This window comes from Paenibacillus sp. RC67 (assembly GCF_030020805.1).
Classification (GTDB): Bacteria; Bacillota; Bacilli; order Paenibacillales; family NBRC-103111; genus Paenibacillus_S.
In genome coordinates, this window is record NZ_CP125098.1 from 2,687,017 (window position 1) to 2,713,236 (window position 26,220).

At 45.5% G+C, this 26,220-nt stretch carries 23 protein-coding genes and 1 pseudogene; 13 read left to right on the forward strand and 11 right to left on the reverse strand.

Annotated elements, in window-relative coordinates; genetic code table 11:
- Positions 1–95: 95 nt before the first annotated feature.
- Positions 96–1,565 (reverse strand): aminotransferase class I/II-fold pyridoxal phosphate-dependent enzyme, encoded by a 1,470-nt coding sequence (locus QMA13_RS12180; protein ID WP_481858162.1) that lies wholly within the window; start codon positions 1,563–1,565, stop codon positions 96–98.
- A gap of 282 nt (positions 1,566–1,847) precedes the next feature.
- Here QMA13_RS12180 and QMA13_RS12185 point away from each other — a divergent pair, with 282 nt between their 5' ends.
- Positions 1,848–3,029 carry an MFS transporter gene (locus tag QMA13_RS12185; protein WP_282941652.1) on the forward strand — a complete coding sequence of 394 codons (1,182 nt, stop codon included), beginning with the start codon at positions 1,848–1,850 and terminating at the stop codon, positions 3,027–3,029.
- Between the two features lie 53 nt (positions 3,030–3,082).
- Here the strand turns inward: QMA13_RS12185 and QMA13_RS12190 are convergent, their stop codons facing one another.
- The 5 genes from QMA13_RS12190 to QMA13_RS12210 all read right to left on the reverse strand — a co-directional run bounded on the left by QMA13_RS12190 (position 3,083) and on the right by QMA13_RS12210 (position 7,947).
- Positions 3,083–4,006 (reverse strand): S-layer homology domain-containing protein, encoded by a 924-nt coding sequence (locus QMA13_RS12190; protein ID WP_282941653.1) that lies wholly within the window; start codon positions 4,004–4,006, stop codon positions 3,083–3,085.
- A gap of 173 nt (positions 4,007–4,179) precedes the next feature.
- Entirely contained in the window at positions 4,180–4,899 is a 720-nt protein-coding gene (locus QMA13_RS12195; RefSeq protein ID WP_282941654.1) for a DUF2680 domain-containing protein, read from the reverse strand.
- Between the two features lie 179 nt (positions 4,900–5,078).
- On the reverse strand, positions 5,079–5,714 hold the full coding sequence (locus tag QMA13_RS12200) for a DUF1054 domain-containing protein (RefSeq protein WP_282941655.1): 636 nt from the start codon (positions 5,712–5,714) through the stop codon (positions 5,079–5,081).
- A gap of 132 nt (positions 5,715–5,846) precedes the next feature.
- Positions 5,847–6,869 (reverse strand): 2,3-butanediol dehydrogenase, encoded by a 1,023-nt coding sequence (locus tag QMA13_RS12205; protein ID WP_282941656.1) that lies wholly within the window; start codon positions 6,867–6,869, stop codon positions 5,847–5,849.
- A 175-nt stretch (positions 6,870–7,044) separates the two neighbouring features.
- Complete coding sequence (locus QMA13_RS12210) at positions 7,045–7,947, reverse strand: LysR family transcriptional regulator (RefSeq protein ID WP_282941657.1); 903 nt, start codon at positions 7,945–7,947, stop codon at positions 7,045–7,047.
- A 253-nt stretch (positions 7,948–8,200) separates the two neighbouring features.
- Between QMA13_RS12210 and QMA13_RS12215 the strand changes: the two genes are divergently transcribed.
- Both QMA13_RS12215 and QMA13_RS12220 read left to right on the forward strand, forming a co-directional pair.
- Complete coding sequence (locus tag QMA13_RS12215) at positions 8,201–8,968, forward strand: SDR family NAD(P)-dependent oxidoreductase (protein ID WP_282941658.1); 768 nt, start codon at positions 8,201–8,203, stop codon at positions 8,966–8,968.
- 44 nt (positions 8,969–9,012) lie between these two features.
- Positions 9,013–11,322 (forward strand): DUF4962 domain-containing protein, encoded by a 2,310-nt coding sequence (locus QMA13_RS12220; protein ID WP_282941659.1) that lies wholly within the window; start codon positions 9,013–9,015, stop codon positions 11,320–11,322.
- Between the two features lie 100 nt (positions 11,323–11,422).
- Here the strand turns inward: QMA13_RS12220 and QMA13_RS12225 are convergent, their stop codons facing one another.
- From QMA13_RS12225 to QMA13_RS12235, 3 genes are read right to left on the reverse strand one after another with little or no spacing between them, the layout of a single operon-like run.
- Positions 11,423–12,478, reverse strand: a complete 1,056-nt coding sequence (locus QMA13_RS12225) for an ABC transporter substrate-binding protein (protein WP_282941660.1) — start codon at positions 12,476–12,478, stop codon at positions 11,423–11,425.
- A 22-nt stretch (positions 12,479–12,500) separates the two neighbouring features.
- On the reverse strand, positions 12,501–13,265 hold the full coding sequence (locus QMA13_RS12230) for an ABC transporter permease (protein WP_282941661.1): 765 nt from the start codon (positions 13,263–13,265) through the stop codon (positions 12,501–12,503).
- The gene (locus tag QMA13_RS12235) at positions 13,198–14,037 is read right to left on the reverse strand and encodes an ABC transporter ATP-binding protein (RefSeq protein ID WP_282941662.1); all 840 of its coding nucleotides are present in this window, start codon (positions 14,035–14,037) and stop codon (positions 13,198–13,200) included. Before QMA13_RS12235 ends, QMA13_RS12230 begins: the two co-directional genes overlap by 68 nt.
- Before the next feature lie 340 nt (positions 14,038–14,377).
- Between QMA13_RS12235 and QMA13_RS12240 the strand changes: the two genes are divergently transcribed.
- The 7 genes and pseudogenes from QMA13_RS12240 (at position 14,378) to gndA (ending at position 22,547) form a co-directional block, all read left to right on the forward strand.
- Complete coding sequence (locus QMA13_RS12240) at positions 14,378–15,298, forward strand: stalk domain-containing protein (protein ID WP_282941663.1); 921 nt, start codon at positions 14,378–14,380, stop codon at positions 15,296–15,298.
- A 234-nt stretch (positions 15,299–15,532) separates the two neighbouring features.
- On the forward strand, positions 15,533–16,129 hold the full coding sequence (locus tag QMA13_RS12245; protein WP_282941664.1) for a hypothetical protein: 597 nt from the start codon (positions 15,533–15,535) through the stop codon (positions 16,127–16,129).
- Between the two features lie 195 nt (positions 16,130–16,324).
- On the forward strand, positions 16,325–17,335 hold the full coding sequence (locus QMA13_RS12250) for a LacI family DNA-binding transcriptional regulator (RefSeq protein ID WP_282941665.1): 1,011 nt from the start codon (positions 16,325–16,327) through the stop codon (positions 17,333–17,335).
- 4 nt (positions 17,336–17,339) lie between these two features.
- Positions 17,340–18,611 (forward strand): nickel pincer cofactor-dependent isomerase, group 22, encoded by a 1,272-nt coding sequence (locus QMA13_RS12255; protein WP_282941666.1) that lies wholly within the window; start codon positions 17,340–17,342, stop codon positions 18,609–18,611.
- Entirely contained in the window at positions 18,608–20,158 is a 1,551-nt protein-coding gene (locus QMA13_RS12260; RefSeq protein WP_282941667.1) for a gluconokinase, read from the forward strand. The genes QMA13_RS12255 and QMA13_RS12260 overlap by 4 nt, the downstream gene beginning before the upstream one ends.
- Positions 20,159–20,211: 53 nt before the next feature.
- Positions 20,212–20,979 (forward strand): SDR family oxidoreductase, encoded by a 768-nt coding sequence (locus QMA13_RS12265; protein WP_282941668.1) that lies wholly within the window; start codon positions 20,212–20,214, stop codon positions 20,977–20,979.
- A 156-nt stretch (positions 20,980–21,135) separates the two neighbouring features.
- Positions 21,136–22,547 (forward strand): annotated as a pseudogene (gene gndA / locus QMA13_RS12270) (NADP-dependent phosphogluconate dehydrogenase).
- On the opposite strand, the gene QMA13_RS12275 reads toward gndA, so the two are convergent.
- Positions 22,544–22,870, reverse strand: a complete 327-nt coding sequence (locus QMA13_RS12275; protein WP_481858215.1) for a hypothetical protein — start codon at positions 22,868–22,870, stop codon at positions 22,544–22,546. The pseudogene gndA and the gene QMA13_RS12275 overlap by 4 nt on opposite strands.
- Before the next feature lie 177 nt (positions 22,871–23,047).
- Here QMA13_RS12275 and QMA13_RS12280 point away from each other — a divergent pair, with 177 nt between their 5' ends.
- On the forward strand, positions 23,048–23,554 hold the full coding sequence (locus QMA13_RS12280) for a shikimate kinase (RefSeq protein ID WP_282941669.1): 507 nt from the start codon (positions 23,048–23,050) through the stop codon (positions 23,552–23,554).
- Here the strand turns inward: QMA13_RS12280 and QMA13_RS12285 are convergent.
- Complete coding sequence (locus tag QMA13_RS12285) at positions 23,551–23,844, reverse strand: rhodanese-like domain-containing protein (protein ID WP_282941670.1); 294 nt, start codon at positions 23,842–23,844, stop codon at positions 23,551–23,553. The genes QMA13_RS12280 and QMA13_RS12285 overlap by 4 nt on opposite strands.
- Positions 23,845–24,029: 185 nt before the next feature.
- Here QMA13_RS12285 and aroA point away from each other — a divergent pair, with 185 nt between their 5' ends.
- Together aroA and QMA13_RS12295 are read left to right on the forward strand one after the other, a co-directional pair.
- The gene (gene aroA / locus QMA13_RS12290; protein WP_282941671.1) at positions 24,030–25,325 is read left to right on the forward strand and encodes a 3-phosphoshikimate 1-carboxyvinyltransferase; all 1,296 of its coding nucleotides are present in this window, start codon (positions 24,030–24,032) and stop codon (positions 25,323–25,325) included.
- Positions 25,326–25,411: 86 nt separating this feature from the next.
- Complete coding sequence (locus QMA13_RS12295; protein WP_282941672.1) at positions 25,412–26,215, forward strand: C39 family peptidase; 804 nt, start codon at positions 25,412–25,414, stop codon at positions 26,213–26,215.
- Positions 26,216–26,220: the final 5 nt, after the last annotated feature.

Genomic DNA, 26,220 nt, shown 5'->3' on the forward strand with positions numbered 1-26,220 from the left:
GCTGCGTGTTCCCTTTTTAATTTATAAATTGTGGGGCCCCCCGCAAAGTACCTGTATTCGCTTTGAAGCTAAATGCTCTACTATGTTGGGTTATGTTAGAAAATCGCTTGGGTTTCTACAATGACCTTAACGTTCTCGATACTTCTGTCTTCAGGTCCTTTAACTGGAAGACCAACTTCCACATGCTCGGTAATATAGTCGATCAGATCCTGGGATATAACCTCACCCGGCAAAAGAATAGGAATACCTGGAGGATATACATAGATGAATTCCGCTATGATTCGATCAGCAGATTCCTTGAAAGGTATAATCTCCGTATCGCCATAGAACGCATCGCGCGGTGTCAAGGTAAGCTGAGGAATTTTCGGAATTTTGATGACCAGCTCATTAACTTCCCGCAAATTGTAGTTTTGTTTGGAAAGCTCTCGTAGCGCTGTCAACAAAATATCTACGTTTTCTTGGGTGTCGCCAGGCGTGATAAGACACAAAATGTTATAGAGATCACTCAACTCTACTTCAATGTTGTAATGCTCGCGAAGCCAGTTTTCTGCATCGTATCCTGTAATTCCCAAGTGTCGAACATGAATATTCACTTTGGTTGGATCGTAGTCAAAGGTGGCTTCCTTGCCAAGAATCTCTTCTCCGAAGCAGCTAAGTCCGGGAATTTCATTAATCGATTTACGAGCAAATTCAGCCAGTTCAATTGCACGGTTAGCAAGCTCTTCTCCATTCAATGCCAAATGCCTACGAGCTGCATCGAGCGACGCCAGAAGAATATAGGAAGTGGACGTTGTAGTCAGCATGCTGATAATCGTTTTGGCCCGACGTACATTGATCCGGCCTTCTTTAATATTCAGAACGGAGCTCTGTGTCAAGGAGCCGCCAAGCTTGTGAACGCTCGTTGCAGCCATATCAGCGCCTGCGCTCATAGCGGACATAGGCAGCTTGTCGTTGAAGTGAATAAGAACACCATGAGCCTCATCTACCAATACAGGGATGTTATAGCTATGAACCAGATCGACGATTTCTTTGAGGTTGGCACAAACACCGTAATAAGTCGGATTGATGACGAGAACGGCTTTTGCATCAGGATGCTTCTCAAGCGCACGTTTGACAGAACGTGTAGTAATTCCATGATCGATCCCTAAATTTTCATCACGGACAGGCGAGATAAAGACAGGCTTGGCCCCGGCAAAAATAATGGCGGACATAATGGATTTATGTACGTTCCGCGGCACGATTATTTTATCCCCTTGAGAGCAAACCGTCAAAATCATCGTCATAATAGCGCCGCTGGTGCCTTGCACGGAAAAGAACGTATGATCTGCTCCGAAGGCGTCGGCTGCAAGCATTTGTGCTTCTTCGATGACACCTGTCGGCTGATGCAGGTCATCGAGCGGTGCTATATTGATAAGGTCGATGGACAGGGCGTTGTCTCCGATAAAATGCCGGAACTCCGGGTCCATCCCGACTCCTTTTTTATGGCCTGGAATATGGAATTGAACGGGATTGTGCTCTGCGTGCTGCTTCAAAGCAGTAAAAAGAGGAGTACGTTGATGATCCACTGTCATGCCTACCTTTCGTAGTAAAATAAAGACGGTTGAGATCCGATATGGACCCCAACTAAGTAATACTAAACCATAAAGGGATAGGGATGCAAGGGGATTTTTTGACGTTTAAGAAAACTTAAAAGAATAAAAAAGGGTTTCGGATCTAAGGAGGTAAGGAATCTGAAGCAAACGGCGGTTTTGTCGAATTTGTTAATCTTGTGTGAGATGATTTCCCTCTTGAAAAAAGTTATGATACCATAGCAATATACTTTAAATTGGGAGGCTTTGGATTACACTATGAAAAAACAGCTGGCCATTATTATGGTACTGCTGATGACGATATTTATCGGCTTCGGCATCATCATTCCGGTGCTTCCCGATGCGGTGACGGGTTCTGGAGCCAGCAGCTTCCATTTGGGCATGCTGCTGTCGATCTATTCACTGGCTTCATTCCTCATGTCGCCGATTTGGGGAAGTATTTCCGACCGGATCGGAAGAAGACCACTGATTATGATCGGAACGCTCGGTTTTAGCGTAAGCTTTTTCTTATTTGGATTGGCGGACGGCAATTTGCTGTTGATGTATGCATCCCGGATACTTGGTGGATTGTTCTCCGGAGCTGCGACGGCTTGTGCGGTTGCTTATGTAGCTGATATTACGACGGAAGAGAACCGTACCAAGGGCATGGGGCTTGTCGGAATGTCCATTGGTCTCGGATTTATATTCGGTCCTGCGGTTGGCGGGATTTTGAGCCAGTGGGGGTACCAGGTTCCGTTTTTCGCATCTGCCATATTGGCACTGCTGACCTTTATTTTTGCTTTGATCATGCTGCCTGAATCGCTAAGTGAGGAGAAACGCCGCAAGCCGCAAGCAGACGGTCCCAAACCTTCACGTTGGTCGGCCTTTGTAGGTTCACTTAAATATTTGTATGTACTATCGTTCTTCGTGTCGTTCACCTTGGCTGGACTAGAAGCAACACTCCTTCTGTTCGAAAAGGACAAAATCGGAGCTACTTCGCTGGATTTGGGCATTATGTTCGCTGTGAGCGGAGTTGTCGGAGCCTTGATTCAAGGGGGCGTTGTGCGGAGATTTATTAAAAGGGGCGACGAAGCACGTGTTGTAGGGATCGGATTAGTTGTGTCGGCGATTGGGTTTGTGCTCATTTTATTTTCCGATAGTTTAGTTACCGCTTCCATCTACTTATCTGTATTTGGTGCAGGTAATGCCTTGATTCGGCCTTGTGTAACATCGCTGATCACTCAGAAAACAAAGGTCGGGCAGGGTGTTGCGTCTGGCCTAAGCTCGTCCATGGACAGCTTGGGTAGGATTACAGGACCGCTGCTTGGAGCAGGAATATATCAGTACAGTATGAACCTTCCGTTTTATACTGGAGCCATTTTGTCTGTGGCAGCCTTATACTTGCTATATCGGTTCATGGCACTTGACAAAGAAGCTTCTTCACTTGGACAGCGCGCGTAGGATATATAAGAAATGCCGCCGGCTCGTCACTGAGCTTAGGCGGCTTTTGTTGTTTAAAGGGATGGATTGAGCAGCCGATAAATGACGGTAATCGCTTCGGCGCGAGTCATTTTTTGATCGGGACGGAATGTTCCGTCTTCGTAGCCATTGAATAGATGAGCTTCCTGCACAGCACTAATCGCATCGCCCGCCCAGTAACCGGAAGGGATATCTTTGAAATTCGCAGTGACGCTTGACTTCAGCATTTCACTTCGAGACAAGATAGCCGATATTTCAGCGCGCGTAATTGTATTTTTCGGACGGAAAGTATGATCAGGGTACCCATTAATTAGTCCATATTCTACAGCTGTAATTATATAAATACGGTCTTCCTTATTAGTTCCGATGTCTGTCATGTCCGATTCGGTACTGTTGGATAGGAACAATTCCTTGGCTTTAACAAAATAACGAATAAATTCGGCTCTAGTAATATATTGATCTGGCTTGAAGGAGAGCTTGTCCGTTTGTTTATCTAAGTATCCGTCAATATACTTTTTATCGTACAGGGCGGATATCTCCTTCTGAGCCCAGTGGTTTTGGATATCGATAAAATCAGTAGGGACATTATTCAACGATAGCACATATTTGGTTACGGCCTTATATTCCTCTTCCGATAAGGAGCCTGGGGAATTCTCTGGCATGTTACGACTTATAAAATCGAAGGCTTTGTCATAGGTTCCGAGTTTTTTCTTCACATGATCACTTGTTAAGGCCGGGTATTTACCGGATCCTTTGCCATCGGTTGCATGACAAGCCAGGCAGTGCTGCTGATAAACGGCTTCTCCGCTCACAGGTGTGGCAGTTACTTGTCCAACAGAGGGAGCAGCTTCAGCGGTAGCTGAGAAACGCAGTTGTTGGAGCGTGGCTCCACCGGCCGCTATGGCAGCGACAAGCATTAGAAGATAGAGTCTTCGTCTTAAAGGTCGTTTGCGATGCATAACAGGCACTCCTTATGTATGTCACTTTTCTCCATTATAAACGAAAAAGATGACAAAAGTGTGAAAAATTTCACGGTTATTTACTATATTTGATGAAAAAAAGCTGTCCCCTCATGCCTTGACCGGGAACAGCTCTTGCGGTAAGTATTTTTAGAACAAGGTTACTTAGCTTCTTAATTTTTGTCCTGCTGGGAGCCGCGTTTATGCTCGACCATTTTCTCAATCCAAGGCGTCATTTCATCCTTGATCTTAGTGACTAGCTGATCTTTTCCGATTCCTTTAGCAGCAGCAATTTCTACTAAGGATTTGCCTTCTTTCAGCTGAGTCTTCAACTGATCTTCAGAAATGCCGATGATGGAAGCAAGCTTGTCCGGCGCAGGCAGCATCTTATGTCTCATTCCGTGCTTGCCATGCCAGAACCCGCCTTTATGGTTGACCATAAATTTCAGATGTTTCTCCATATTGGCTTTCATCTTCTCGGCTTGCTCTGCAGTGAGTTTACCGGCTTTGACGGCCTCATCGATTTTTTTACTGCGCATCGTTTTCAGCTTGTCGATTAAATCGGCTTCACTGATCCCTTTTTCCTTCGCGAGTTCGACCAATGATTTTTCTTTTAATGAAGCGGAGAGGGTGGCCTTGTCCATGTTAAGAATGGCTGCAGCTTCCTCCAGAATAGGGAGGGAATGACGCTCACCTTTTTCTGGATTTTTGCTTTCTTTGTTTTTTTCACCACGTTCCTGCTTCTGTTCGGTTGGACCCTGCTGTTGGAGCACTGATTTCTCTGACGGTTCGGCAAGCGCTTGCTGTCTTGAAGTGGAGAGAGCGACTCCGCTCAGCAGTAAAGTGAAAGCTAAGCTTGTGACAATAACTCTGTTCGTGTGAACGCTTCTCATCTTGTGTCCGCCTTTCGCAAAAATTTGATTTGCCCCAATGGTTGGAGCAACCAATTATAGCGTGTGCAAATTAACTTAATGTTACTTTAAGAGAACCTTAGCGTTACATAAATTTTCTAAGACACTCGTATAACATTACGAATAATTGAGTTTGCAGTTTCAGCGGCTTCGAAAAGAAATTACATGGAAGCATTGCGCGCCATTTGATAAAGCGGCATTAAAGTGTGAATGGTGTCTTTAACAAGCTCAATAAACTGCGGACCATCTGCAAGTACTGAAGCGGAGGAAGGCAAGTTCTGCCCTATCAGAAGCTCGGCCTTTTTGACATCACGGAAACGTTCCAGTGCCTTCTGCAGCTCTGTATCGCTTAGCTCACTAAATGCGCTAGCATCCTTCTTCATATGATCGAATGAAAGCATATAGTTAGATGGAATCATTGCTCGAACCTCGTCAAAGTGATCCAAGTATGCCTTAGCGATGGTTTGCTTAGAAGGAAGTTCATATATTAAGGCGAGCCAAACAAATACGCGGTCATCGAAAAGTCCGACTTGGAAGTGAGGATACTGTTTATAACCCCGCTTATTGTGGCATACCGCCATCCAAGTATCTACAGGGGCGTTTACAGTACGCCGGGCATGCTTGGCAATATGCAGGAACATTTCATCCCCGGCCAGCATAGCCGTATCATCGCATACTGCGTCACCTATTGCTTTGAATTTAGGTTGAATTCGTTGTTGAATCCCTTCCATACGACCTTCCAATCCTGGAATCGTAAAAACGTCAAAATCAGCTTGCTTGAAACCTTCAAATATCATGTGAATATCCTCCTGTGCAACAAAAAATCCCTATGTATATGAAAATACTATATCATACAGGTTGTCTGAAGAGCGAATGAAATCAGAAAAAGCCAGCAGAGCGGATGAACAGCTCTACTGGCCTTGGTTTAATTAATCTTGGTTTGTTTTGACAAGGATTTTGCATTGCTTTCTATCCTTGGTCAATAGATCGAAGCCTTTTTCAACAATATCATCCAGAGGGATGATGCTGGTGATCACCGCATTACCGTCTATAACGCCATTGGCAAGAAGACGGATGACTTCAGGGAACAATCGTATATAGGCATACGAACCGCTAATTTTAGCTTCTGTTCTTACGATTGTATTTGGATCAAATGTGACTGGTTTCTCCCATACACTTACAATTTTGAATTCTCCATTAGGACGTACGACACGAACACCCGTATTGAATGTTGCCTGGACACCCGCAGCGTCATATGCGACATCCACACCGCCATTCGTTTCATCCAAGATGAGTTGAACCGCGTCAGTTTCCATTGGGTTTATTGTTGTCGTTGCGCCAAGCTCCATCGCTTTTTGTCTGCGTTCCTCAGACACCTCAACAACGTAGATCCGGCTTGCTCCGGCAGCTTTAACTGCTTGAAGCAGCAGCAATCCGATAGGACCGGCGCCAAAGATGGCAGCACTGTCTCCGAGGTTTAGCTGACTTTGACGAACCGCATGCACAGCAACAGCCGTAGGCTCAACGAGAGCCCCCAGTTCCAGACTCATATGGTCGGGAAGTAAAAAGACGTTTTCCTCTTTTGCTACTGTGTATTCTGCGAAGCCACCGGATTTAGTATAACCGTAGCCTTGTCTGCTGATGCACAAATTAACGAAGCCCCGTTTGCAATTGTCACATTTGCCGCATGGCATTAACGGTTCAACGGCTACTCTGTCGCCTATTTTAATGGTATGAACATCGGGTGCTACCTCGACAACCGTACCCGAGAATTCATGGCCCAGCACTGGCTGTGTACGTATGGGGTATGTGCCCGCCAAATATTCATGCATATCACTGCCGCAAATACCAGCGAATTCGACTTTAACCTTTACCGTTCCCGCTTCAAGCTGAGGAATCTCTACTTGTTCAACTCGAATATCTTTGGCTCCGTATATTTTAGCTGCTTTCATCGTGGAATAGCTCCTTTATTATTAGAGTAGGATGATGAATTCTTCGTTCGTTATCATTGTATATCCGCTTATACTTTAAGTAAAATTATATATAATTAACTATAGTTAAGTTTAGCTTAAGTATAGATCATAGCAGTTACATCTTTTTAAATGGATGGTCTGCTGTGAGGAAGAGCTATGAAAGATGTAGTGTGTGTCTTAAATTATTGATGAATATTTTAGCTGTATTGGACAGCTTCTTTTCCTTGGATGTAACTAAGCTTAAATGAATCGAATTGTGAACCGGGGTATTCAAATCAAGAATGACGAACTCCTCTTTTAAATATTCCGGTTGGTTCTTGAACGAATAATCAAGGCCGATTGTAACGGCTGTGCCATCCTCGGTAGCTCTGCGAATCGCATCTTTATTATTAGTAGAGAAAAGGATGGTCATATCGCCATAACGCTCTTGGAATTGCTCCATAAACCACTTTAAATAGTCGTCATTGTACAAAACGAGCGGCTGCTTTTTTAACTCCTCCGGAGAAATGGATGTATGTAGTGCCAAAGGGGATTTTCTGCTAATGCAAACGACGACCTTTCCTTCTAATAATGGCTCGAAAACTAATCCCGAATGCTTCTCAAGGTAAGGTTCGTATAAAATGATCAGGCCCATATCAATTTTATTATGCCGGACATCATCGATGATCTCGAGCGTCCCTTTCTCCATAATTTCCATTTGAATGTTAGGGTATTGCTTTTTTAAGCCTAGTATAGTGTCCAGATATAAAAATAAGGGCCCTGGAATTGTAGCCAAACGGAGCTCTCCGCTTTGCGTATTGGAATATCCGTTGGCTTCTTCGCGAAGCTCTTTTAACTTGTCCAATACTTCGACAGCTTTATGAATGATAACCTTCCCTTCAGCAGTGGGTGCGGCACCTGAGCGGGAACGGGTAAACAATGAAATTTTGAGCTCCGCTTCAAGATTCGAAATAGACTGGCTGACCGCTGATAAGGTTACATGAAGATTTTGTGCGGCTGCCGTCAGGGAGCCGGTTTTGGCAACCTCGACGATGAATTCAAGCTGTTCTAAATGCAAGAAGGACCCTCCTTTTATATCGATCTATTAGTTGTAGATTAACAAAAATAAATCGATGCGACAAATTGGCTTATCGGTTAATTTAGTCAAGGCGATTGTCATCCTGATGTCTGATTACTGGCATGTGCTTAAGAACGTTTGTTTTCATAATTTACCATACATGGTACAATCAAATAGATGGGTTATTTATCCTAATTGGTTAAAGTAAGCGATTTCTATGAAATAGCTAACGAATTATACCGGAGGTGTATTTGTGAACACAAGCTTACAAGGGAAGATTGCACTAGTCACAGGCTCGAATGCAGGAATTGGACGTGCTATTGCGATCATGTTGGCGGCAAATGGCGCAAGTGTCGGGGTCACTTACTTGAACAATAAAGAGCAGGGAGAAATAACCGTTGCTTCGATTCGGCAAGCCGGAGGGAATGCGGAGCTGTTTCATGCAGACGTAACGGATATTAAGCAGATTGATACGTTGGTCAGTGGTGTCGAGGCGGCCTTCGGAGGCAATGTGGACATCCTCGTGAACAATGCGGGACATTTGATCGAGCGCCGCCCGAATTCCGATATGAGTGAAGAATTGTACGATAAGATTATGGATGTCAATTTGAAAAGCACCGTTTTTATGTGCAAACGAGTGCTGCCAGGAATGAAAGCGAAGGGAACCGGACGAATAGTGAATATGTCCTCCATAGCCGCTCATAATGGCGGAGGAGTTGGAGCCAGTATTTATGCAGCCAGCAAGGCTGCCGTATTGAGCTATTCCAAGGGTTTAGCCAAAGAAGTTGCTGGTGATGGGATAACCGTGAACATCGTGTCACCCGGCTTCATCGGACAAACGGCCTTTCATGCAACTTTTACGACGGACGAAGCAAGAAAAGCTACAGTCAATGGGATCCCTCTGAAACGGGAGGGAACACCGGAGGATGTGGCCGGAGCGGTGCTGTACCTCGTTTCCGACCTTGGTTCCTATTTGACCGGAGAGTCCATTGAAATTAACGGCGGCATGTTCATGCGCTAGTACTATTGAAATCTAACTGAGCTCGGGCAGAGAAGGAGTAGCAAATGAGTCAATCATTGTATCAACCGTTAAGCGGAGCACTGACCGTGCAATATGAACCGGATAGCCACAAGGAGCTGATAGAGAATCCTCCACGTTTTACTTGGATTCCGGCGCAGCTTGATAATGACTGCTATATTTTACAATATTCTCGTTCTCCGCAATTCGAAGAGAACTATACTGTAACGGTGCAGCCAATTCCATATAATCTATATACTCCGGATAAAGCTTTGGAGGCTGGCGAGTATTATTGGCGTTATGCTCTTCTACTGGTTGAGAATTCAGATGAAGCGGCTGCTCAAACAGAGTGGAGTATAGTGAGACGTTTCACTGTTGCCGAGGATTTGCCGCAAACGCCTTTGCCGAATCGGGAAGTCCGATATCGGCATGCTGGATCCGAGCATCCACGTCTATGGCTGCAGGCCAAAGAGCTGTCGGATTTTAGACGTAACGTTAGGGAGGACTCAACCTACTGCGGATGGGACGTATTTGTTGAACGCTCCGTGAAACCGTGGATCGAGAAGGAGCTTATTCCTGAGCCGCAGCCCTATCCTAATAACAAGCGGGTTGCTAAGCTGTGGCGCCAGATGTATATGGATTGTCAGGAAGCGCTCTATGCGGTTCGTCATCTCAGTGTAGCGGGGATAGTACTAGAAAATGAGCTGTTCTTAAATCGAGCTAAGCAGTGGCTGCTTCATGTTGCCTCTTGGGACCCTGAAGGAGCTACGAGTAGGGATTATAATGATGAAGCGGCTTTTCGCGTAGCAGAAGCGCTTGCTTGGGGCTATGACTGGCTGTATGACCATTTGACTCCGACGGAGCGAGATGAGGTTCGCTACAAGCTGCTCCACAGGACAGAGCAGGTCGCATTCCATGTCATGGAACGCTCCAAGATTCATCATGTACCGTTTGACAGCCACGCGGTTCGCTCGCTATCCTCGGTGCTTATCCCATGCAGTATCGCAATGCTCGGAGAGGAGCAGAAGGCGCAGTTCTGGCTCGATTATACGCTAGAATATTACGCATGCTTGTATACTCCATGGGGAGGAATTGACGGGGGATGGGCGGAAGGGCCCATGTATTGGACAACCGGGATGGCATTCGTTACGCAAGCGATGAACTTATTGAAAAAGTATACGGCAATCGATTTTTACGAACGCCCTTTCTTCCGCAAAACCGGTGATTTTCCGCTCTACTGCTTTAGTCCCGACACACTTCGAACCAGCTTTGGAGACCAATCTACGCTTGGAGACCCGGTCAGCTTGAAAACCGGTTTTAATATTCGGCAATTCGCTGGAACAACAGGTAATGGACATTATCAATGGTATTATGAGCAGACGAAAGCGATCGATACCGATTCGGAGATGAAATTTTACAATTACGGCTGGTGGGATTTCCGATTTGACGAGATGATGTACCGATATGATTATCCTGAAGTACAAGCTCAAGCTCCAACCAACATTGAGCCTGTTAAATGGTTTCGTGACATCGGATGGGTTGCTTTCCATGCCAACATGGACAAGCCTGAGGATCACATTATGCTGCTGACCAAGAGCAGTCCATACGGCTCTATCAGTCATAGCCACGGGGATCAGAATGGATTTCTGCTTCATGCCTACGGAGAACCGTTGGCCATTGAAAGCGGATATTATGTCGCCTTCGGCAGTACGATGCATCTGAATTGGAGAAAGCAGACCCGATCGACGAATAGTCTGCTCATCGATGGTTTAGGGCAATATGCAGGCACGAACAAAGTGCTTAACATGGCTGCAACCGGTGTTGTGGAAGCCGTTGAGAACCACTCGACCTACACGTACTCCCGCTGCAATGCAACAGCTGCTTACAAAGAAAATGTGCCGTATCTTGAACGATACGTAAGAGAGCTTTATTTTGTGAATGAGTCCTACACTGTCATTGTCGATTATGTTGATTTATCACAATCAGGCCAAGTGGACTGGTTGTTTCATACTCTTAATGAACTGAAGCTTGAGGCTCAAACGTTCAAGGTCCAAGGAACAAAGGCGGATATGGACGGCCGTTTTGTTTACAGCTCGTCTGGCAATTTGCAGTTGTCGCAAAGCAATGTATTTACGGATGTGGATCCTTCAGAGATCGAAGGCTTGGATTGTCAATGGCATTTAACGGCTACAACTCGCCCGGCCCAAAGCCACCGAATCGTTACCCTGCTGGTGCCGATGCGAAAAGGGGAGTCGAAGTACGTTTCTTACTTTATGGATGATCAGGGCCATGGAGTCGACTTGTATTTTACGGAAAACGGCCAGACCCATCGGGTTGAGGTTCCGAAGGCTTACTAAGATGAATTTATAACTTTTATTGATGCAGCAAAACAAAATCCCCTTGTAAGGTCGGAATTTACGATTCCGTCAAACAAGGGGATTTTAATGTTGTAAGAACTTATTTCCCTGCTTTTACTTCTTCCAGTAAGCTCAAATCAACGAATTTACTAAGGTCGAGCTCTTCTTTCTTAACCTCTTTAATGTAGCCTGCATCAATCGATACTTTTGCCATTTCTTCGATGGCTTCCTTGCTTACGTCTGTCGTTAAGTTCAAACGGGAGAGGGCTGCTTTAATGAGAGCTATGTCCATTCCTTTGCCGCTAAGAGCCTTCAAGCGATTATTGATCAGCTCATAGGACTGGTCAGGATTTTTCTTAATAAAATCGATGGCATCCGCATTGGCTTTGATCGCTTGCTTCGCCATATCGCGGTGTTCCTTCAGGAATTTATCGCTTGCTACGAGAATGGTCAAAGGATAATTTCCGTTGTTCGGTGGAATTTTATCCCAATCTACAATGATTTTACCGATGCCTTCTTGTTCCATTTGGGTACCCCATGGCTCTGGGATCAAGGTGGCGTCAATTTCTTTTTGGCGCATAGCGATAAGCGTATCCGCTGGGGCGCGGGCAATAATTTGAACCCCGGTTTTGTCGGTCGTAACATTTAAGTTATTTTGCTTCAACAGCAAACGCAGAGAAATTTCGTTCGTGCTGCCTTTGGTTGGGATTGCTACGGTTTTGCCTACCAAATCTTTTACGCTGGTAACACCGGAATCTTTCCCGGCAACGAGAACGGCACCACCGTTGTTAGAGCCGGAAATGACTTTGAAGTTTTTACTTTTAATATATTGGTTCGTCGAAGGACCTGGACCTACGAAGCCGAGATCGATTTCGCCTGTAGCTAATGCAGTGGAGAAGTCGGACCCGTTATCGAAAGGAGTGACTTCAATTTTAACGTTCTCTCCCCAATATTTTTGAAACAATCCTTTTTCCAGAGCAATGTACCCAGGTGCATGAGTTACGTTCTTGAATATCCCAAGTTTAACGGTAGAAGCGGGTGCGGATTTGCCGCCAGCAGCAGCGTCTTTGGCAGTGTCCTCTTTCTTACCGCAAGCCGACAACACCAGAACCGCAACCATCAAGATGGCAAGTGTAAAAGAAATTCTTTTTTTCATCGTACAACTCCCCTTTAAAAGCTTATTTTTGTTTGGTTGAAAGGCCGTAGCGGACCAATATGGTATCCTCCAGCCGTTTGAAGCAGAAGTGATCGGATAAAGTGCCTAATACGGCAATGATAATAACTATACATAGCATTAATGCCGTGTCCGCAAGATTGCGGCCGTCCTGCAGCAGCTGTCCCAGGCCTACGCCCTTGGCGATCAATTCGCCGGCAACAAGAGCCCGCCATGCAAAAGCCCATGCAACTCGAACTCCTGTAATCATGTGAGGGAATGCAGCAGGTACCATGATTTGATAGAACATTTTGAACCCGTCTCCGGTTCCCATCGTTTGAGCAGCCTTTAAATAAATACGGGGAATGTTCATAATCCCTGTGCGGCTGGACATAGCCATGGTCCAAGTTGCCCCTAAAGTTGTAATGAAGATGACGGAGAAATCGTTCATACCGAACCAGATGATGGCGAAAGGTAGCCAGGCAATACTTGGAATCGTCTGCAGCGCAACAACGAGGAAGCCAAGTGTGTCGTCGAGAAACCTATATTTTGCAAACAGGAAGCCAAGCACCGTACCAATAACAATAGATAGAATAAAGGCGGTAAGCAGTCGGCGTATACTCTCAAGCGTAGCTTGTAGAAGCTGTCCGTGAACGAACCCATCATAAAACGCTTGAAACGTTTGAGTAACTGAAGGGAATTTCCAGCCCCAATCAAAAATTCTAAATCCCGCTTCCCATGCTATCAGAAGTAGAACCAGAAAGATTGTTCTTCTTAATGCTGTACTCATCGCCCATTTCCTCCTTTACCACTTTTTCCAGCTCGTCGGCCAGTGCATCCATAATGCTGCTCTCTACGTGGTGGAGGAGCGGGTCAGCCCAATCTCTTGGTCTTGCCGCTTGAACCGCAAATTCCTTCTTAATCGTTCCAGGGCGTGTCGACATGACCAATACTCGATCCGAAAGAATAACGGCTTCGCGGATATTGTGCGTAATAAACAAAATCGTTTTGCGAGTACGCATCCAAATATCTTCCAGCTCTCTGTGCAAAATGAGTCGTGTTTGTTCGTCGAGAGCAGCAAAGGGTTCATCCATTAATAAAATCTCCGGATCCATTGCGAGCGCTCTGGCAATCGCGGCTCTTTGCTTCATACCACCTGACAATTCGTGCGGATACCGGTCAGCAAACTTGCTCAGATGAACGGATTTGATCTGCTCCATCGCCATTGCTTCACGTTCTTTTTTACCGATACCCTTCTGCTTTAGGCCAAAGGCTACGTTATCAAGTACCGTCAGCCATGGAAACAACGCATGTTCCTGGAACACGACAACACGGTCGGGACCTGGTGTGCTGCATGGCTTTCCGTTGACGGTAATGGATCCCTGTTCGGCTTGCTCCAAGCCGGCAACCAGATTCAGAAGTGTAGACTTTCCGCATCCCGATGGCCCCAGCAGTGACACAAATTCTCCTTTTTGAATCGAAAGCGATACATTATCAATGGCGGTAAAAGATCCTCCCGTCCTCTGATGGAACGTCTTGCTGACTCCCGTAATTTCGATCAATGACGCTCACTCCCCCTGAAATCCGATAAATAGTTTTTCTTTTGTAAGATCAAACACGAATCGCAGTAAGCGGATATCGAAACGGCACTGGTCCAAATGTCCTATAACATTTGAAGCCTATTTGTACGATAAATAGGTAGGAGTATGCCGATTAACGATAGTGTCTTTATAAGCTATTTGCGATTCCACTTTCTTATACCAACCTATTCTATCGGAATTAATGTGTTTGTCAATATAAAGTTTTCAATTACAGGAAAAGGTTGGACTTTCGGCGAAAAGGAAGTTACTTGAGGTTTTTTCCTACTTGTCAAAATTTATATGGGGAAAGGTTTGAGCTGCAATGAAACAATGGAAACGCGTTTTAATTATGGGGGCAGTACTGGGTGGAACATTTACCGCGGGAGTGTATGCCGAAGATATTTTGCAAAGAGTCGAGGCCTACTTGCGTCCGGATTTTAACATAGTGTTAGACGGTAAGCCGATTAAGCTGGAGGGGCCAACCCTTGTGTATCAGGATAAAAGCTATTTACCGTTAAAAGAGCTCGGCAATATGCTTGGCGCGAACATTCTTTGGAAAAGCGATAACAAGACGATCTATATCAACAGCCGGATTAATTCAGAGCAGCCAGCTGAGGAAAAAGATACGACATATGAAGAGTTCACGCTTCGCTCACCAGCATCGCAATGGGTAACTTATTTAGGTGCGGAATACCCTCTGTTGACGGTGTATTCCGATAGCGGCTCCGGGGTTTATTACCGTTTGTCTGATTTGCGAAGGATGGGAATTGATACCGAGGGCTTGAAGAAGAACCGTGAGAAGCTGACCGGGGTATTGTACGTTAGCGATACGGAAGCTAGGAAGAGGTGGCGTCAAGCGCCGGCCGTGTCCCGGACCAACAAGGAGAATTACGTCATCGCGAATGAAGTGAACACAGAAAAGCTTGCCAAACTAAAGGATTATGTAAAAAGCACATCCAATTTTACAATTAAAGATTTTTATTATTCCACAAAACCGATCATGATTGAGAAAATTGACGGCGAGGACCGTTATGAATATTTGGTGTATCAAACGATGAGCGGCAGAGGCAATGGATTCAATATTAATCAAAATCATTATTTTAGAGCTATCCTTCGTTTGGATAAGCAGGGCTTAGGAGAAAATATGACGTATAGCGTGAATGTAGAAACCCGAACCGACTTGAATGATGAACTGGATCACAAGATTAACCAGACAAGTCAGCAAAGCGATGAACAAAAGTAGGTTTTGCAATGAAGAGGATCGTCTCCAGCGGAGGCGGTCCTTTTGCATTAAAAAAATGGATTGAAATTCAAGGAAAAAAGTCAATAATCCAAGTTGCTAAATCATATGATTCATAATAAGATAGAATTAAGTAACTGAATTGTCTGAAAATTCTATCAAAATCCGGGCGATCCTTAAATCAGTCTTATCACCTTAGATTGCCGGGGTTTATGTACCATTTGGGAGGGGATTGCCGTGAGTAAGAGTCATGAAGTGGAATATTGCAACCTTGAGTTACGATTTGACCGTCGGCTAATCCGTAACTTCATTAAAGCGCTGATTCAAGAGGGGTATTCGTTATACTGGAATGAGAGCGACCAACAATTCATTGTCTCGATCCGCACGGGACGGAAGCTGGTGAAGCTGAAATTTCAGCGCATAGGAGATCGCTACAAAATCGTCGGGAATTATTCGTTCAAGGATGAGAAGCTGGCGGAATTGATGGAGAAGATGATAGGAGATACCCGCGGTCATGCCGTAGTCAAACGGTTCAAGGACAGGCAAATTTTAATCGAAAATATTATGTTTGGTGAAATAATCCGGATGGTTGAGATTTCTGGTGTCGAGCACAAAGTATTGTTTCAAAAGGAGCCGGTGGTGACGGTGGAGGAAATGATGCAAGCTTTTCGATCCAAGAGACCTGACGACCGTATTCCTGTTCTGAGGCTGGAGCTTGATTACGAGCTGGCTACCCTTCAGGATGCATTGAAGTCAGGAGACGCTAAAGCCGTTAAATTGTGCAAAGAAAGGTTGATGGAACTCAGGCATGAAATGCTGCAGCTTGAAATGTAAACGGTACGATTGAAATGGTCTGTGTATATTATGCACAGGCCATTTTCTATGGGTACAATAAAATAAAATTCGAGAAGAACAGGGAGTTTCCAAGATGAATTTTTGGCTGTAGAGCAAAACAGATCAATGCTTCGCAAAAAATGTTCGTTGTTAACGTGTGCAGCTGTATGATATTATAAAACAGAGGTGGTAGGATTGAGTGTTACGATCAAAGACATTGCCAAGCTGGCTAATGTTTCGCATACTACGGTCTCAAGGGCTCTAAATGACAGTCCGCTTATCAATCAGGAGACGAAGGAACGAATCCAGCAGCTCGCGGCTAACTTGAATTACACCCCAAACTACAGCGCCAAGAGTCTGGTCCTTGATCGATCATACAACTTGGGATTGTTTTTTTCAACTCTCCATACTGGTACGTCAGCCGGGTTCTTGTACGAAGCGGTTAAAGGGGTCAATGACGTCATACAGGATCAATACAACTTGATTGTACGAGGCATTGACGACTATAAAAGCTTTCATAAAATTAACCGTAAGAGCTTTGACGGCATTATGGTTATGAGCCAAAGCTCGTCCGACCAGCCTTTTATCGAATATGTGACGGAACGGGATATTCCACTGGTCGTATTAAATCGTCAGATCGATGCCATCCCTGTGATGAATCTTATCCCCGACGACTTGCGAGGCGCCTTTCTCGTTGTTGAATATTTGATTAATCAAGGCCACCGAGATATTGCGATCATTGAAGGGAAAGAGAACTTCAAATCGACGCAAGCGCGGCGAGAAGGTTATATGGAAGCGATGAATCAATATAACGTAACCGTAAGGGAAGAGTATAGGGTACATGGAAACTACGACGTTGAGAGCGGATATGCCGCCATGGCGCGGCTGTTGACACTGGATCTTAGGCCTACGGCTGTTTTTTGCTGTAATGACGAGATGGCGTTAGGTGCTATTAAAGCGATAAATGAGAAGCAATTGTCCGTTCCTGGTGATATTTCCGTCGTAGGCTTCGACGATCAGCTTTTTTCCGCGTTCGTGACTCCGGCGCTAACAACCGTTCGGAGGCCGATTGAGGAAATTAGCCGGGAAGGCGCGGCAAAGCTGCTCACTTTTATAGAAAACAAACAGGTGGAGAAAGAGACCATCTTCATTCGAACGGAGCTCATTATCCGAGATTCCGTTAAAACAATTGCAGGAGGCGTTTAGAAGTATGAGTATTTTAAGACAGGTTCTTGAAGACATTCCCATTCCGCAAATGGTGCGTATTCGTCAAAAGTTTGATGACACAACAATCGATAACTTGTCGGAAGTGCTGGAGCAGGAGCTGAAAAAGCCAGGTACAGTAGATCAAATTAAACCAGGACAACAAGTTGCGGTAGCCGTAGGAAGCCGCGGCGTTGCTAACATTGCTTTATTTACGAAAATTACGATTGATGCCATCAAGCAAGCAGGCGGCGAGCCGTTTATCGTACCTTGCATGGGCAGCCATGGCGGTGCAACGGCGGATGGCCAGAAGGACGTTCTGCACCATCTTGGAGTTACCGAAGAAGCAATGGGAGCGCCTATCCGTTCTTCTATGGAAGTTGTCAAAATCGATGAGCTTCCTAACGGGTTGCCTGTCTACGTAGACAAGATCGCTTCCACTGCGGATGCTATCGTAGTCATTAACCGTGTTAAACCTCATACTGCATTCCGAGGCCGCATTGAAAGCGGGATTATGAAAATGATCTCCATCGGTCTGGGTAAACAAAAAGGGGCGGAAGCCTGCCACCAATTAGGATTTAAATATATGGCGGAAAACGTTCCAGCCATGGCTAACATCATGATTGAAAAGCTGCCTATTATTTTTGGTGTGGCATTGGTTGAGAACGCCTATGACCAAACTTGCCGCATCGAGGTGCTTCCTGCTGCACAAATCGAAGAACGTGAAATGCAGCTGTTGGAAGAAGCCAAGGCGCGCCTTCCAAAAATTTTGTTTGACCAAATTGACGTTCTCGTCATTGACTATATCGGTAAGAACATCAGCGGCGACGGCATGGATCCGAACGTAACGGGCCGTTACCCAACTCCATACGCTCATGGTGGACCAGACGTTTCCAAGATGATCGTTCTCGATCTGACTCCGGAGACCAAAGGGAATGCGAACGGCGTAGGTACAGCAGATTTTACAACTCAACGTTTGGTTGACCAAATGGACAGAGCAGCTACATTTGTCAATGGCTTGACTTCGACCGTGTGTGCTCCTACCAAAATTTCGACGACACTCGATAACGATTTTTATGCTATTAAAGCTGGCGTTAAGACCTGCAACATTTTGGATTACACGAAATGTAAGCTGGTGCGCATCCAGGATACTTTGCATTTGGGCGAGATTGAAATTTCGGTTAACTTGCTTGAAGAAGCCAAGCTGCATCCGGACATTGAAATTTTGACGGAGCCTTATGATTTGCAATTTGACAGCGAAGGGAATTTAGCGAAATGAGTTTGATTTCAAAGCCATACATCATCGCTGCCGATCTCGGGACGACCAGTGCCAAAACACTGGTTATTGACCGGGACGGCCGCGTTCTAGCTTCGAATTCTATCGAATACCCTCTGAATACGCCTAGACCGGATATGGCTGAACAGAACCCAGAGGAAATCTTTCATGCACTTGTAACCGGCATTCAAGCCGTTATTGCAAAAGCTAGAATCTTACCAAGTCAAGTCCTGTGCGTTTCTTTTAGCTCTGCGATGCACAGCTTAATAGCTGTCGACCGTGATCTTAATTTGTTGACGCAATCGATCACATTTGCGGATAACCGCAGTGTCGGCTATGTTAAGCCTTTGAAGGAAGAGCTGAACGGTCACCAAATTTATTTGAATACAGGCACACCGCTTCATCCGATGTCGCCGCTTCTGAAGCTTATGTGGCTGCGCGACAATCGTCCGGATGTGTTTGAGAATGCTCATAAATTTATCGGAATTAAGGAATATGTTTTTGCCAAGCTGTTCGGCCAATTTATCGTCGACTATTCTATCGCAAGCGCTACTGGACTATTCAACCTTCGCAATTTGAAGTGGGACGAGCTGGCTCTTAAAGCATGCGGTGTAAGAGAAGAACAGCTCTCTGAGCCTGTGTCGACAGTGCACCGTGTCTCTGGAATGAAGGAGCAGTATGCTCAAGCGATGGGCCTTCCTGCGGATACTCCTTTTGTAGTAGGCGCTTCCGACGGAGTATTGGCTAACCTTGGTGTAGGTGCATTTGAAGAAGGAATATACGCGGTTACAATCGGGACTTCCGGTGCAGTGCGTGGCGTTGTTCGCGAGCCGGTAACAGACCCCAAAGGAAGACTGTTCTGCTACGCTCTGAAAGAGGATTTCTGGGTTGTAGGAGGCGCAATCAACAACGGTGGTATAATGTTCCGCTGGGTAAGAGATCAGCTGGCTACTGCAGAGGCCGAAGAAGGGCGTCGCAGAGGAATGGATCCATATGATTATTTAACTACTCTGGCTGAGGAAGTAGCAGCAGGGTCTGATGGTCTTATTTTCCTTCCACTTCTGACAGGGGAACGTGCGCCTTATTGGAATGCTAATGCGCGAGGCGTATTCTTTGGTTTATCTCTGTACCATCAGAAAAAACATATGATTCGTTCCGTGCTAGAAGGGGTTGTCTATCGTATCAACTCCGTTCTGAGCGCTTTGGAAGAGCTTTCCGGGCCAACTAAGGAAATTCGCGCATCCGGCGGTTTTGCACGCTCCAGCTTCTGGCTGCAATGCATGGCTGACGTAACAGGCAGCTCTGTTGCTGTTCCGAACTCGATCGAAAGCTCAGGTTTAGGTGCAGCACAGCTCGGTATGTTGGCTATGGGGGAGATCAAAGACTTCTCTTCCGTGCATAACTGGATGCAGGTTCATCATCGTCATCAACCGGATTCCGGGAACCATCAGCTGTATCAACAGTTGACAAATATTTATAATCGTGTGTACCATCAGTTGAAGGATGAATTCGATGCTATAGCTGCATATCAGCAACAGCATACGAAGTAGTACCACTCCAACAGACGGTTCATATGCAACACCTATACATGAGGAGGATCATCATGAATTTGTTCGATTTGACAGGAAAAACAGCAGTAATTATCGGAGGTAACAGTACTCTTGGGGGAGCTATGTCCGTAGCATTAGGCGGACATGGCGCCGATGTGGCTGTCGTTGGCCGTAACGCGGAGAAATCCGAAGCGGTTGCGAAAAAAATTGAAGAAGCAGGCGGCAGAGCAAAATGCTTCACAGCCGATGCGACTAAAGTCGAAGATCTTCAACAAGTTCTTGCAGATGTACTGGCTTGGACAGGCCGCTGCGACGTATTGATGAACTGCCCTGGCATGAACAGCGCAACGCCATTCTTCGAACTGAAGATGGAAGAGTGGGACTCCATTATGGAAGTTAACCTCAAAAGCGTTGTGTTAGCTTGCCAAGTGTTTGGGAAACATATGGTGGACAACGGCGAAGGCGGCAGCATCATCAACATTTCGTCCGTATCTTCCGAGCCACCATTGTCCCGCGTATTCACTTATTCGGCATCCAAAGCGGCTGTGAACAACGTGACTAAGTTCTTGGCACGTGAATTTGCACCGGCTCGCGTTCGCGTTAATGCCATCATTCCGGGCTTTTTCCCGGCAGAACAAAATCGTAAAATCTTGTCTCCTGAGCGTACGGAATCGATTTTGCGTCACACTCCAATGAATCGTTTCGGTGAAGCGGAAGAGCTTCAAGGTGCTGCTGTTTACCTCGCTTCTGACAAGGCGTCCAGCTTTGTAACCGGCTCGCTGCTTCGCGTAGACGGCGGTTATGGATCTATGACGATTTAATAGACGGTTGAACTTCGTGTAGAACAGGTCTTCAAGTAAGCAGCATCAAAAGCTGCCGATGAAATAAGGTAGTGATGCTGCTCACGACCGGTTTTGCGATATGTTCAAAAAAATGTTAAATCACCAATACAATGACAAGGAAGGAAGAGAAACCATATGTCTAAACAACAAGTAGGCGTTATCGGATTAGCAGTCATGGGTAAAAACCTGGCATTAAATATTGAGAGCAGAGGCTTCACTGTATCGGTATTCAACCGTTCCCGTGAAAAAACAGATGCTTTGATCGAGGAAGCAAAAGGCAAGAACCTGGTAGGTACATACAGCATTGAGGAATTCGTAGCTTCTCTTGAAAAACCACGTAAAGTATTGATTATGGTTCAAGCTGGAGCAGGAACGGATGCTACTATCGACTCCTTGATCCCTCACCTGGAAGAAGGCGACATCATTATTGATGGCGGTAATGCTTACTTCCCTGACACTCAACGCAGAAACAGAGACTTGTCCGCTCACGGCTTGCGCTTTATCGGTACAGGCGTTTCTGGCGGTGAAGAGGGCGCATTGAAAGGTCCTTCCATTATGCCAGGCGGTCAAAAAGACGCTTACGAATTGGTTGAGCCAATTTTGACAGCTATCTCTGCAAAAGTAAACGGCGATCCTTGCTGCACATACATCGGACCAGACGGCGCAGGACATTACGTTAAAATGGTTCATAACGGTATCGAGTACGGCGACATGCAGCTAATTTGCGAAGCTTACCAGCTGTTGAAAGATGTATTGAATGTCAGCACAGAAGAGCTTCATGAGATTTTTGCTGAGTGGAATAAAGGAGAGCTTGATAGCTACCTGATCGAGATCACTACCGATATTTTCACGAAGAAAGATCCAGAAACCGGTAAAGCCATGGTAGACGTAATCCTTGATTCCGCAGGCCAAAAAGGTACAGGTAAATGGACAAGCCAAAGCTCCTGGATCTTGGAGTACCATTGTCGATCATTACGGAATCCGTATTTTCTCGCTTCCTTTCCGCTATGAAAGAAGAGCGCGTTGCTGCAAGCAAAGTATTGAGCGGCCCGCAAACGCCTGCTTTCGAAGGAGACCGCAAGCAGTTTATCGAAGCTGTTCGCAAAGCGCTTTACGCTAGCAAAATTTGCTCCTATGCTCAAGGTTTCGCTCAAATGAGAGCCGCTTCCGAAGAGTATAACTGGGGATTGGATTACGGCAGCATCGCAATGATTTTCCGTGGCGGTTGCATTATCCGCGCTCGTTTCCTGCAAAATATTAAAGATGCATACGATCGCAACCCGGAATTGAATAACTTGCTCCTCGACGAGTACTTCCAAGGCGTTGTAGGCAACTATCAAGATGCTTGGAGAACCGTTGTAGCAACTGCTGTAACTCGTGGTATTCCTGTTCCTGCCTTTGCATCCGCATTGGCTTACTATGACAGTTACCGCACAGAGCGTTTGCCAGCTAACCTGCTGCAGGCGCAAAGAGATTACTTTGGAGCTCACACATTCAAACGCTTGGATAAAGAAGGAAGTTTCCACTTCAACTGGATGGAAAACTAATCCTTTTTAACCCGCCCGTTTGGTTTGATAGGATGAAGACCGTAGGAGGCCTCATAGATCCAATGCTTCAGACGGTCCGCCTCCTGATCGAATCCGTTGCGGCGCTGGATAAGCATCAAAGCGATTTCCGCAAAATACCGAAAGTTTTGTAACAAGCGTGGTTGAGAAAGGTCCAGTAATTCCGGATCTTCTTCAGCCACCTTTTTTTTAATGTATTCCAAAATCCAGACGACGTCATCTCTGCATAAGGGGTGCGCAGGATTCAATATTTGCTCCAGCTTCCGCTGTGCAGCATTAGGAATAGGACTCTGCGACTGAGACATGGCTGAATGTATCAACAAATCATCTCTCCTTGATATAGGTTTCATAGTATCATCTTAGCAGAAAAGACTGGAATCTATTCACATTCCATCATATGAATTTATTGCTATTTCTATTCATCAAGTTGAACGTATGATATGATTGTAGGGTTAGGCAGAAGCTGTCAAGAGGTGTGAAACTTGGAAAAAACCAATATCGTATTAATAGGATTTATGGGTACCGGAAAATCCACGGTAGGACATGCACTGGCTGCTCGATTAGGGTGGCGTTTCGTCAATACGGATGATGTGATTGAGGAACAACAGGGGATGACTATAAGCAATATGTTTGCAGAGCTTGGGGAGCCGGCATTTAGACAAGTTGAAAGCAAGGTCATCCAAGCATCCTTGAAAGAGGGAAGATGTATCGTAGCCACCGGAGGTGGGGCGGTTTTGGCAGAGCAAAACCGCACGGTGATGAAGGAGAAGGGCTATGTAGTTGCATTAACCGCAGATGCGCAAACGATCATTGAACGTGTCAGTCAGGATCAAAACCGTCCTTTGGTGCAGGGGGATGTTGCCGAGAGAGTGCATACGTTGCTGGAAGTGCGCAAGCATGCATATGACTTTGCTGACCAGAAGATCGATACAAGCATATTGACAGTTCAGGAAATCGTAGAAGTCATCTTAGCGGAAATGAACCTTTAAAGCTGCTCCCACTCGAGCATGCCGCCGCTCATATTTTTCAATTTGGTAAAACCTTGAGCGCTAAGAAAATCATACGCTCTACCACTGCGATTGCCGCTGCGGCAAACGAGAATTGTTTCCCGGTCTTGAGGGATGTCGGCCAGTCGTTCAGGGATTTGCATTAGAGGGATATGAACGGCACCTGGGATCATGCCCAGAGCTACTTCTTCGGCCTCGCGAACGTCGATAATGTCGAGCTTTTCCCCCTTATCTAGACGGGATTTCAGTTCTTGGGGAGTAATAGTTTGCATAATAAATAAACCTCCAGTAGGTTATTGAAATTGGTGTATACTCATCTATCACATGATATAGAGAAAACCGTACAGGTGTCAAACTTCCGGTTTCCAACCCTCATAGGGTATGGTAAACTGGCAATAATCTGAAATTGCCTAATGATTTCGTAACTTTTTATGCGGAACAGGAGAGATACATATTCATGAAAGCCATCGTAAAACCGACAAATCATTTAGAGGGAACAATTAATGCGTTGTCCTCCAAAAACTACACGACCCGTTACCTGCTGATAGGAGCATTGGCAGATGGGACAAGCACGGTATATTATCCTGCTCACAGCGAAGACAGTGATGCTATGCGCCGCTGTATCCGCGATTTGGGAGCGGTTGTTGAAGAAGACGAAGAGAAAATGACGATCCGGGGTTTTGGAAAGAACCCTAAACATGTACAAGAACTGAACGTTGGCAACGCAGGAGCAGTACTCCGCTTCTTAATGTCTATTGCTGCATTTTGTCCGGAGCTGACTTTTATTAATAAGTACCCGGATTCCTTAGGGAAAAGGCCGCATAACGACTTGATCGATGCTCTTCAACAAATGGGAGTAGAGGTTGATCATCGTGAAGGCAAGCTTCCGATAACTATTCGTGGCGGTAAGCCGCACGGCGGAAAAATTAAAGTTTCAGGTAACGTGAGTTCTCAATTTTTAAGCTCACTGCTGTTCATGACTCCTTTGCTGGATGAAGACAGTGAGATCGAAGTACTCCATGATTTGAAATCTAAAGTTATTGTCGGTCAAACCTTAGAAGTTATTGCCCAAGCAGGCATCCATATCGAGGCTTCCGAAGATTTGATGCATTATAAAATTCCTGGACGTCAACAGTATCAGCCTCAAAAATATGTCGTCCAAGGCGACTACCCAGGCTCCGCAGCTATTTTGGCCGCAGCCGCTGTTACGAATTCTGATGTTAAAGTTCTACGTTTGGAAGAGCAAAGCAAGCAAGGAGAAAAGGCGGTTGTCGACGTTCTCCGTGCAATGGGTGTAAATTTAACCCATGAAAATGGAGTTGTACATGTTAAAGGGAATCAGCAGCTTCAAGCAGGAGAATTTGACGGAGATCACTTTACGGATGCCGTACTTGCCATGGTTGCTGCAGCTGTCTTTGCTGAAGGGACGTCCCGGTTCTACAATGTTGAAAACTTAAGGTATAAAGAATGCGACCGTATTACGGATTTCCTTAACGAGCTTCGTAAGGCGGGTGCGGAAGTAGAAGAAAAACAAAGTGAAATTATTATTCATGGTCGTCCACAAGGAGTAACCGGCGGGGTAGAAATCAATGCGCATTATGATCATCGCGTCATTATGGCTTTGACTGTTGTAGGTTTACGTTCAGAGAAAGGTCTTATTATTAACGATGCGCACCATGTTGCCAAATCGTATCCTCATTATTTTGAGCATTTACTTTCTCTAGGTGCCAATATCGAGCTGGTTCAAGAGTAGTTCCACTTTTTTTGAGTTAAAAAAGTAATAAACAATTGACGGACAGTGTTCCTATTATCTATTAAAAACAAGCGGGTTGAGTCATAATGAAGGTGCTTTGGAAGGGAATCCAGGTTTCACTCGGTTTTTTTACGATTATAGGGCTGATGTTTGTCAGTGGAGTATTATGTATACTTATTTACGCCAAACTAACGGGACAGGCCTGGTATGCAGACGAGTCTTCGGTGGCTTACGCTGAGACCGCTGCAGCAGTAAATCTAGCTCCTGCTCCTGTAGCGGAGGTACCGCGAGCGGCTTCAGTCATGCTGGATGCCCCTGCAATCAGGCAGTATCCTGAATTACCTTCGGGCTGTGAGCTGACAAGCCTGACCATGCTGATTCAATATTTCGGCGTTGATAAAAGTAAGATGGAGCTTGTACCTGAACTGAAGAAGGATCCTACCCCATTAAAACGCAATGGAGATGGCTCTATAGCTTATTGGGGGAATCCGAATACAGGTTTTGTCGGTGATATTACGGGAGCCTCCAAAGGCTTCGGGATTTATCATGGAGCTTTACTTGAGCTGCAGAAGAAGTATATTCCTACAGCGAAAGATTTTACACGGCTGCCTTTTGAACAACTGGAGGATCAGCTCCGTGATGGAATTCCTTCTGTCGTATGGACTACTATTAATTATCAAGTACCTGATAAATGGGTTGTCTGGGATACGCCGATCGGACCTATTCAAACGACGTTTATGGAGCACGCAGTCTTACTTGTCGGCTTCGATGAAGAGAACGTATATGTCAATGATCCCTATAATGGGAAGAGCAAAGTGAGAATAGATAAAACTCAGTTTCTGCAAACTTGGGAAGCTATGGGAAGTCAAGCCCTATCCTATACCAAATAATAGAG